Below are 9,298 nucleotides of genomic sequence, written 5' to 3'. Positions count from 1 at the left end.
ACCCACACCGTGCCCGCGAGCCATCCGTCGGGGGTGTTGTAGCGTCCTGAGGCCACGCCCAGGACCGCGCCGTCGCTCTCGCGCAGCACCGGCGCGCCGCTCATCCCCTTGAGCACCTGGTCCGAGATCAGCCGGCCCAGGCCGACCTCCCCGTCCCGCACGCTCCCGCCCGCCCAGGTTCCGGGGGCGTCGAGGTAGCGGTAGGCGTGTCCGGGCTCGTATACCAGCGGATGGCCCGTCACCCGCACCGGTTCGCGCAGCGCCACCCCGTCACTCGCCGCCAGCGGCCCGCTGACCTCGGCGAATCCGGGCTCCTGCGCCACCACCAGCACGGCGAGGTCGTGGAGCGGGTCGAGCCGGGCGACGCTCGCCTGGAACGGCGCGCCCCCGGCCAGCGGATCGAGCAGCACCTGCGCGTCCAGCTGCGCGGCGTCGATCTCCGCGAGCACGTGGCAGGCGGTGACCACGACTCCGGGCGCGACGTGGAAGCACGTGCCCACCGGGTCGTCGTGGTCGGCCAGTACCCGCCCGAGGAATCCAGGCACCCGGACATCCGGCACGCGTCGTCTCCCCGGCACTCAGGAACGCCACCACGTTCCGCCCACACGGCCTGTTCAGCTTTACGAACGCCCAACGATAACCTGATTCCGCGCGAGCCGGATAGGGATCCCTTTCGGAAAAAGATGCCTGCGACACCGCTTTCAAGGAGTGACACCGGTGGCGATAGCGAATGCTGAGACGCATGATGCACCCGAGTCGTACGCGCATCCCGAGGCTCTGCGTTACTACGCCGACGCGGCGCTGCGCCGCGTGGACGCGGCCACCCACCTCGGCCTGATCCCCGGGGCCGCGCACCTGCCGCTGACCGGCATCCGTCTGCGCCGCCACGTGCAGACCGCGGCCGACCCGGCCAAGCGCGGCGCGCTGCGGCCGGTGGGCGAGCAGGCCCCGGCCACCGCCGCGGAAATCTTCGCGCTGCGTGAGGACTGTGTCATCCTCGCCGGGCCGGGCGCCGGCAAGTCCACGCTGCTGCGCGCCGTCCTCACCGACGCCCTCGACGCCGAAGTGCCGACCGGCCCCGCCGTGCCCGTCCTGCTCGACGCCGTCGACCTCGCCGCCGCGCTCACGGCCGGCGCCTCCGATGCCTCCGCCGACGCGGGTGACGGTGGTGACGCGGCGTCCGGGAGTGCTGCGTTCGCGGCCGCCGTCGCCGCGGCCGTCCGTGCCCGCCTGGCCGCATACACCGACCCGGACGCGGCCGCGCAATGGGACGCAGAGTTCTTCGCCACCGCGCCTTTGCCCGGCGCACGCTGGCATATCTTGATCGACGCAGTGAACGAGATCACCGACAAAGGCGCACGCGACAATGTCCTAAGACACGTCACCGCTGCCGCGCGTGAGCATCCGCTGCTGTACCGCTTCATCCTCACCACGCGCCCGCTGCCCGACGACGAGCTGCCCCAGTCCCCCGAGTGGCACGCCAGCCGCCATGACCTGCTCGAGCCCTCCGACGCGGGCCGCGAGACCATCGCGACCCGCTGGCTCACCGCGCTCGGCGCCCCGGACGCGGTGGCGCACGCCCGGGAGATCGCCGCCCGCCACCGCGGCGAGCCCGTCACGCCCCTCGCCGTCGCCCTCGCCTGCCTGCTCCACACCCACCCCGACACCGCCACGCCCCCTGACGCGCCGACAGCCACCGCTGTAAGCACGGCGCCTGCGAGCAGATTCGAGCTCTACACCGCCGCCGCCCGCATCCTCGCCTCCCACAATTCCGTGGCGGATCAGCCCCCGCATCCGACCTTCGCCGAGTACCGCGCCGCCATCGAGACCGCCGCGGATCCCACGGCGAGCGCCACCGCGTACGCGGCCATGTTCGGGCCCTCGCGCGAACGCACCTGGAGCCCGACCGACCGCGACTGGTCCCCCCGCTCCTTCCTCCTCGCCGCCTGGGCCGCCCGGCCCGACATGGCCCAGCGCGTCACCGCCGGCCTGCGCGAGCTCGCCGCCCGCCGCACCCTCGCGGCCTGCCAGTTCATCGCCGCTCTCGCGACCGACGGCGTCCCGCTCGACCCCGCCGTGGTGCGCGAGGCCACGGCCGGCCTGCTCGCCCTGACCGCGAAACGGTCCGTCGCCCGGCGTGCCGAGCGCCGCCTCGAGCTCACCACGCGCTCGCACGCGGTCTACGCCCTGGGCCTGCTGGGCGATGAGCGGGCCGCCGAACTGGCCAGGGCCCTGATCGAAGAGGCCGGTGAGTCGGCGAGCCGCACGTTCCTCGCCTCCACGCTGCTCACGGCCTACAGCCCGGACACCGTCCGCGCGGAGATCATCAAGGACATGCTCGGCCGGTTCGTCAGCGGCGCGCTCGAGGACCTGAGCCACGCCGTCGAGATCCCCGAGCAGCGCGGCCCCGGGGCCGACGGCGAATCCGCCGTGCCCGCGGCGCCGATCGCGCCGCCGGTCGAGTCCGAGGAGTTCGAAGACCTCTGGCAGCTGCGCACCGGCGACCTGTTCGGGCCGCTCTCCGCCCTGATGCGCCGCGGCAGCCGCGGTGAACCGGTGGGCCGTGACGTGCGGGCCGATGACCTCGCGCGCCGCGCCGCCGACCCGGGCACCGTCCGCAGCAGCCGCCTGAGCGCGATCGAGGAGCTCGCCCGCCGCGGCGACCCGCGTACCGCAGACCTCTTCGACGCCCTCTACCGCACCCCCGGCGCCACCCGCTCCGAACGCCGCCGCTGCCTGGTCGGCCTCGCCTCCCTCGGCGACGCGCGCGCCGCCGACCTCGTCACCGCCGCCGTGGGCGAGCACCCCCTGGGCGCCACCGGGCTCTCCGTCGCCCAGGCGTTCGTGAAGGCGCACTCGCCCCTCGGCATGGAACTGCTGTGGACCATCGCCTCGAACCCCGAGGACACCTCGCAGTGGGACGCGGCCGGCGAGATGGCCAAGCAGGGAGACCTGCGCGGCCAGGAGGTCGTGCGCAACGACCCCATCCGCCTGCCCCCGCACCCGCACCCGACCACCGCGCGCGCGTGGACGGGCGCGATCGTGCGCGGTTTCTTCAGCGCGTGCGGCCTCGCCTACCCGTACGCCGGGGCGTTCCTGCTCGGCCTCGCCTACGCCGGCTCCGGCGGCTCGCGCCCCGGCCCCGTGAACTGGATCGCGTTCGTCTTCACCACCGCGATCCTGCTGAACCTCGTGATGTCCGGCGCGCTCGCCTACACCCTCGCGAACGTCTACGTCCGGCGCCGCTACCCGCGCTACCTCAACGTCACCCTCGGCCTGCGCGCCGTCGCCCTCGCCACCCCGCTCGTCATCATCGCCTTCGCCGTCGACAGGCTGCTCCCCGCCGGCTTCCACACCCTCGGCAGGGCCCTGTGGGACCTGCTCATCCTGCGGTTCTGAGACTCCTGCAGAGCTCTGCGGCGTTCCACGGAGCTCCATGAGGCGGGCGGAGCCGCTACACGCTGAAATACGCGGCGCCCGGCTCCACGGTCAGACGTATGTAGTCGTTGGCGAAGTCGGAGCCCTTGACCGGCACTCCCGAGTAGTCCAGGTTCGGTGAGAGCGTCACGGTCACGACGTCGCCGTCGGCGAGTTCGAGCAGGCCTATGCGGCTCAGGCACCAGGCGATCTTGGCCTGGACGAGATAGGAGCCGGGCGGGAGCTCGATGGTCTGCTCCCGGCCGTTCCTGAGCGAGAGCGTCTGCCGCGGTGCGCCCGTGCGGCCGACGGTGAACTGGTAGGCGCGGAACATGTCCCGGCCGACGTGCTTGCTGCGGCGGATCACCAGCGTCGCCTGAGCCATGGTCGTGCACTGCTCCCGTCCGTTCGGCGCCTCCGCGGGAGGGAGGCGACGGATCTTCCGTAACCTACGCCCTGCCGCGCCCCGCCGGGATGCCGGGCGCCTCACCGGCTCTCGAGCGGGGTCAGTGCGTCGCGCAGAGCGGCGCGCGAGGTGACGCCCAGTTTCGGAAACACCTGATACAGGTGGGTGGAGACGGTCCGCGAGGACAGGAACAGGCGCTCGCCGATCTGCTTGTTGGTCAGGCCCGCGGCGGCGAGGCTCGCGATCGCCCACTGCTGCGGTGTCAGCGTCGCGGTGCCGGGCCCGGCCGTGCCCCGGGCCGGGGCGCCGCAGGCGCGCGACTCCTGGGCGGCGCGCCGGGCCCAGGGTGCGGCGCCGAGGCGGCCGAAGGTCTCCGCGGCGGCGGCCAGGTGGCGCCTTGCGCGGGCCGGGGCCTTTCCGCGCCGCAGCCGTTCGCCGTAGTACAGCCGGATCCGGGCCAGGTCGAACGGCCAGCGTTCGGCTCCGGCCACGGCCAGGGCGGCGCCGAAGGCCGCGTCGGCTTCCCGCCCGTCCTCGGCCGCGAGGCCGGCGCAGGCGAGCACGAGCATGTGCAACCGGGGCGAGAGGGAATCCAGGCCGGCTTCCCTTACCGCCCTGACGTGCTCCAGGGCCTGCGCGCGCCGGCCGGTGCGCACCGCCGCCTCGATCAGGTCGAGCACGATCCACAGCGCGTGCGGGGTGAACGCCGGGAGCGATCCGGCGGGCGAGACCGCCTCGGCGTGCCGGTAGGCGGCCTCGAAGTCGCCCTGCGCCAGCGCGATCATGGTCCTGATGTGCGCCGCGTAATGGCGTACGGTCTCGATGCGGCGCGGCCGCGCCCACTGGTCCATCTCCTCGGCCAGGGCGCGGGCGGCCGGGTAGTCGCCGCAGGCCGCGGCCACGCAGCCGAGGTGGAACCTCCCGGGCCAGGACGGCATCGGATACCGCAGCTCCTCGCACAGCTCCAGCCCGTCCCCGGCCGTGCGCCGCAGCAGCTCCCACTGCCCGGCGAACCAGGCGTGGTTGGCCAGCAGGAACAGGGCCTGGATCGCGGGGACGGCGTTGTGTCCGGCCCGTGAGCCGTAGGCGGTGCGCCGCAGCGGTTCCTCCAGTGCGCCGAGCCGGTCGGTGTAGGCCGCCGCGCTACCGATCCGCACGATCTGCCGCGGATCCGGGGTGCCGGGCAGCGCGTCGATCGCGGCGTCGAGGCGGGCCCAGTCGGATCGGGCGGCCGCTGTAGAAGCACGCCGGCATCAGCACCGCCAGCGCCGCCACCAGGGTGGTGTCCCCGGGGTCGTACGGCACGGGTTGGGCGGCGATGACCCGGCTGAGCAGCCGGTGGGCCGAGTCGATCTCCCCGTGGCCGTGCAGCAGGTACAGCGCGGCGGCCACCGTGACGGCGAGCGAGTCACCGTCCGGCGCGGCCCGGCGCGCGTCGTCGAGCAGCCGCGGCACCTCGCGCAGCTCGCCGGTCAGGTTCGCGCCGAGGTACGCGGCTTTCGCCAGCCGCCGGGCCTGCTCGGGCCCTGAGGGGCTCAGGTCGGCCGCGCGCAGCAGCGCCGCGACCGCGCCCGGCCCGTCGCCGCGCCCGGCGCCCAGGTCCGCGGCCTGCTCGAGCCGGTCGGCGATCGGCCCGTCGGGGGCGACGGCGGCCTGGGCGAGGTGCCAGGCCCGGCGTTCGGGCACCGTGCTCCACGCGTGCGCGAGCGCGCGGTGTGCGGCGCGGCGCTGGTCGCTGGTGGATAGGTGCACCACGGCCGCGCGCAGCAGCGGGTGGCGGAAGCCGAGCCGTCCGGTGGAGTCGTCGACGGCGACGAGCCCGGCGCGTTCGGCGGGGGCCAGGTGCTTCAGGCCGCACCGCCCGGCCGCCGCCCGCCGGATGACGCGCAGCTCGCCGCCGCCTTCCAGGGCCGCGACGAGCAGCAGGTGCCGGGTGGCGGAGGGCAGGGCCGGGATCCGGGAGGCGAACGCCGCCTGGAGGCGCTCGGTCAAGGGGATGCGGGCCGGCAGCGCCCGCATCCCCGCCCGCTGGGGTTCGGTGAGCGCGGCCGCGAGCTCCAGCAGCGCGAGCGGATTGCCTTCGGCATCGGCCATCAGACGTCGTCGAACCCGCCGCGCCATGTCCGGGAACCGGCGCCCGAGCAGCTCCTCGGACGCCCCCTGCCCGAGCGGGCCCAGCTCCTGCAGCGCGAGCCCGCCGTAGTCGCAGAAGCGCTCCGCGCCCGGCCTGGCCGCGCACACCATCCCCGCGCCGGTGCCGGCCAGGCGCCGTGCCACCTGCCCCAGCACGAGCTCCTCGGCCCGCCCGAACCGCTGCGCGTCGTCGAGCACCAGCAGCACCGGCGCGTCCCGGGCCGACTGCGCGACCCGCCGCACCACCGCGTCGGCGAGCTCCTCGCCCCCCGCCGCCGTGCCGCGCTCGATGCCGAAGACCGCGGCGAGGGCGGGCAGCCCGGCGGCCTGCAGCACCCGGGTCCCGGCGGCCCGGGCTTCCCGGACCGTCCCGGCCAGCAGCGCCGACTTCCCGACTCCCGGCTCCCCCAGCAGCATCAGGGTTCCGCCATCGCGGGCGGCGCCGGCGGCGAACGCGGCCAGCCGCCCGCTCTCGGCCTCGCGCCCGACCAGGGGCGCGTCCAGGTCCAGCGCGGGCGGACCGTATCCGGTGTCCGCGGTCTTCGTCGGCATGGCCACAGTCAAGCGTCGGCGCACCGGACCCACCAGGAAAGGCGGGGTGAAAAAGTAGCCGCGCACTACGTCACTTGACGGGAGCGCCGCGCACACCCCCGCTCCTAGCCTTCCTCCCGAGGGCCGGCGTATCAGGCCCGGACATCAATGGAGGAATGATGATCGAGAGCTCACAGCGCGGGAACGTCGTGCTCGTACACGGCGGCTTCGTGGACGGCTCCGGATGGCAGGGGGTCTACGACCTGCTGACGGCCGACGGCTACACCGTCGCCGTCGTGCAGAACCCGACCCTCTCCCTCGACGGCGACGCGGCCGCCACCCGTCAGGTGATCGACGCCCTGCCCGGACCGGTCGTGCTGGTCGGCCACTCCTACGGCGGCGCGGTCATCACCGAGTCGGGCACCCACGAGAAAGTCAAAGCCCTGGTGTACATCACCGCGTTCGCGCCGGACGAGGGCGAGTCGGTCGCCACCCTCATCGCCGACCCGCCGCCCGGCGCGCCGGTGCCCCCGATCCTGCCGCCCGACCACGGCTTTCTGTTCCTCGACCGCGCCGCCTTCGCCGACTCCTTCGCCGGCGACCTGCCCCGCGTACAGGCCGAGTTCATGGCCGACTCCCAGGTCCCCTGGGGCCTCGAGGCCCTCAACGGCAAGGTCTCGCGCCCCGCCTGGCGCGCCAAGCCGTCCTGGTACCTCGTGGCCGGCGACGACCGGATGATCCCCCCGCCCGCCCAGCGCGCGATGGCCGAACGGATCGGCGCGAAGAGCGTGGAGGTCCCGGGCAGCCACTCCGTGTACGTCTCCCGGCCGGCCGCCGTCGCCGACCTGATCAAGCAGGCCGCGCAGGGCTGAGCGCCGCCGAACCGCGCCAGGGCCGCCGGGACCGGACGCGTCCGCGCTCCCGGCGGCCCTGGCGCGCCGCCGCTACGCGGGAGCGCGGCACTGCGCGAGCAGTTCCTCCACCCCGCCGGCCTCGGCGGCCGCGTCCACCTCGAGGAAGTGCGCCCGCGCCGCTTCCAGCGTCGCCGCGGCCTGCTCGAGCAGGCCCCGCCGCTGCAGCACCAGGCCAAGCCTGACCTCGGCACGCCCCTGATGAAGCCTCATACCGATACGCCCGGCGTTTCCGGCGGCGAACCGGAACGCGTCCTCCGCCGGATCGAACTCCCCCATCGCCTCGTACGTCGCGCCCAGGTGGTAGTGGCCCGAGGTCGCCAGCACGTCGGCGATCGTCTGCCAGGCCGCGCCGGACGGCGGCCGCCGCGCCTCGTCCAGCGCCGCCCGGAGTGCCGCCACGGCCTCGCGCGGCGCGCCGAGCCCCGCGAAGCTGATCCCGATCGACGTCAGCACGGTCGTGTGCCCCACCCAGTCCTCGACCTGCGCGAACAAACGCTCCGCCCGCTGGTTGTAGGCAAGCGCCGCCGCCGGGTCGGCCGCCGTCACGGCACGTGCCGCGTAGTGCAGCGCCCACGCGTGCTGCCTGACCGCGCCCGCCCGCTCGGCGATACGCGCCGCCTCCAGCGCGCTCGCCGCCGCCTGCTCGAGCTCTCCGCGCTGCGCCTGGGCCCACGAGAGGTTGTACAGCTGCGTCGCGCACACGGCGGGATCGCCCGCGCGCCGCGCCGCGACACCGGCAAGGGTGAACAGCTCATGCCAGTGCGGCCACAGCAACCACTGGTTCGCGAACCAGTGCAGCCGGTCCACCGTGTCCAGCACGATCCCGTCCCAACCCTGCTCGGTCGCGACACGCACCGCACCGAACCAGTTGTCCGACTCCGCCCGCAGCCACGCCTCCGCGGCCTCGGCCGAGGACAGCTCCACCGGCCGACCCCAGTCCGCCGGCGCCGCGCCGTGCGCCGGATCGAACCAGGCCGCGGCCGCCGCCGTCACCTCCAGCAGCCACTCCGCCAGCGCCCGGGTCAGCGCCGTGCGCCGCGCCGCATCCTCCTCCGCCGCCAGACGCTCCCCGGCGAACAACCGGATCAGGTCGTGGAACCCGAAGCGGTGCTCGCCCGTGAGCGCCAGCAACCCCAGCTCGTGCAGTTCGTCCAGCAGATCCTCGGTGTCGTAGAGCGAGGCCCCGGTCAGCACGCACGCCAGCACCGCCGTGAAGTCCGGCCCCGGCACCAGCGCCAGCCGGCGGCACAACCGCTGCGCGGCCGGACTGAGCTGCTCGTACGACATACTGAACGCCGCGGTGATCTGCAGGTCCCCGGCGTGGATCCCCTCCAGCCGACGCTCGGAGTCGGCCAGCCGGTCCGCGAACTGACGCGCCGTCCAGGCCGGCCGGGTGGCCAGCCGGTTCCCGATGATCCGCAGCGCCAGCGGCAGCCCGCCGCACAGCCCGGCCAGATCCGCGAGCCCCTCCCCGCGCGGACCGTCCGCGCCGCCGATGATCGAACTCAGCAGGCTGCGGGCCTCGGCGGGCTCGAACACCGGCACCGGCAGCCGCTCGACCCCCTCCAACCCGGTCAGCAGCCTGCGACTGGTCACCAGCACCAGCCCCCGCCCCGCACCGGGCAGCAGCGGCCGCACCTGCTCCTCCTCGCGCGCGTTGTCCAGCACGAGGACCGCCGGCCGCGCCTCCCACAGCGCCCGCAACTGCCCCGAGCGGCCGGCCACGTCGTCCGGGATGTCGCGCACCCCGGCCCCGAGCGCCTTGAGCAGCCGCAACAGCGCCGTTCCGGTATCGAGCGGGTCGGGGTCCATGCCGCGCAGATCCAGGTACAGCAGGCCCAGGCCGTCGGCCTCGGCCAACCTCCGCCCCGCCTCCACCGCGAGCGTCGTCTTACCC

The 9,298-nt window shown here is 74.8% G+C and carries 7 protein-coding genes; 2 read left to right on the top strand and 5 right to left on the bottom strand.

The features are described 5' to 3' along the window. The coding region (locus KDL01_RS35490) for a S1 family peptidase (protein ID WP_212533083.1) at nucleotides 1–560 on the bottom strand (560 nt) is incomplete at its 3' end. A 157-nt stretch (nucleotides 561–717) separates the two neighbouring features. Here KDL01_RS35490 and KDL01_RS35485 point away from each other — a divergent pair. Continuing rightward, nucleotides 718–3,399 (top strand): NACHT domain-containing protein, encoded by a 2,682-nt coding sequence (locus tag KDL01_RS35485; RefSeq protein ID WP_212533082.1) that lies wholly within the window; start codon nucleotides 718–720, stop codon nucleotides 3,397–3,399. 55 nt (nucleotides 3,400–3,454) lie between these two features. Here KDL01_RS35485 and KDL01_RS35480 read toward each other — a convergent pair whose 3' ends face one another. The 3 genes from KDL01_RS35480 to KDL01_RS35470 form a co-directional block, all read right to left on the bottom strand. Next, nucleotides 3,455–3,802: a hypothetical protein gene (locus tag KDL01_RS35480; RefSeq protein ID WP_212533081.1), complete on the bottom strand. Its 348-nt coding sequence runs from the start codon at nucleotides 3,800–3,802 to the stop codon at nucleotides 3,455–3,457. A 101-nt stretch (nucleotides 3,803–3,903) separates the two neighbouring features. Then, nucleotides 3,904–4,980: a helix-turn-helix transcriptional regulator gene (locus KDL01_RS45650; protein WP_212533080.1), complete on the bottom strand. Its 1,077-nt coding sequence runs from the start codon at nucleotides 4,978–4,980 to the stop codon at nucleotides 3,904–3,906. Further along, a complete protein-coding gene (locus KDL01_RS35470) occupies nucleotides 4,967–6,508 on the bottom strand; it encodes an ATP-binding protein (RefSeq protein WP_212533079.1) in 1,542 nt (513 codons plus the stop codon). Before KDL01_RS35470 ends, KDL01_RS45650 begins: the two co-directional genes overlap by 14 nt. Nucleotides 6,509–6,666: 158 nt before the next feature. Here KDL01_RS35470 and KDL01_RS35465 point away from each other — a divergent pair, with 158 nt between their 5' ends. Next, a complete protein-coding gene (locus tag KDL01_RS35465; RefSeq protein ID WP_212533078.1) occupies nucleotides 6,667–7,359 on the top strand; it encodes an alpha/beta fold hydrolase in 693 nt (230 codons plus the stop codon). 72 nt (nucleotides 7,360–7,431) lie between these two features. Here the strand turns inward: KDL01_RS35465 and KDL01_RS35460 are convergent. Continuing rightward, on the bottom strand, nucleotides 7,432–9,298 hold a 1,867-nt coding region (locus KDL01_RS35460; protein ID WP_212533077.1), incomplete at its 5' end, for an NB-ARC domain-containing protein.

Source organism: Actinospica durhamensis, from assembly GCF_018139695.1.
GTDB classification, from domain to species: Bacteria; Actinomycetota; Actinomycetes; order Streptomycetales; family Catenulisporaceae; genus Actinospica; species Actinospica durhamensis.
This window is presented reverse-complemented; position numbering and strand designations above follow the sequence as displayed.

What these genes read in the sequence shown, in the direction of transcription:
- KDL01_RS35480 (WP_212533081.1), bottom strand. Translation starts at nt 3,802, where the DNA reads ATGGCTCAGGCGACGCTGGTGATCCGCCGCAGCAAGCACGTCGGCCGG.
- KDL01_RS35465 (WP_212533078.1), top strand. Translation starts at nt 6,667, where the DNA reads ATGATCGAGAGCTCACAGCGCGGGAACGTCGTGCTCGTACACGGCGGC.
- KDL01_RS35470 (WP_212533079.1), bottom strand. Translation starts at nt 6,508, where the DNA reads ATGCCGACGAAGACCGCGGACACCGGATACGGTCCGCCCGCGCTGGAC.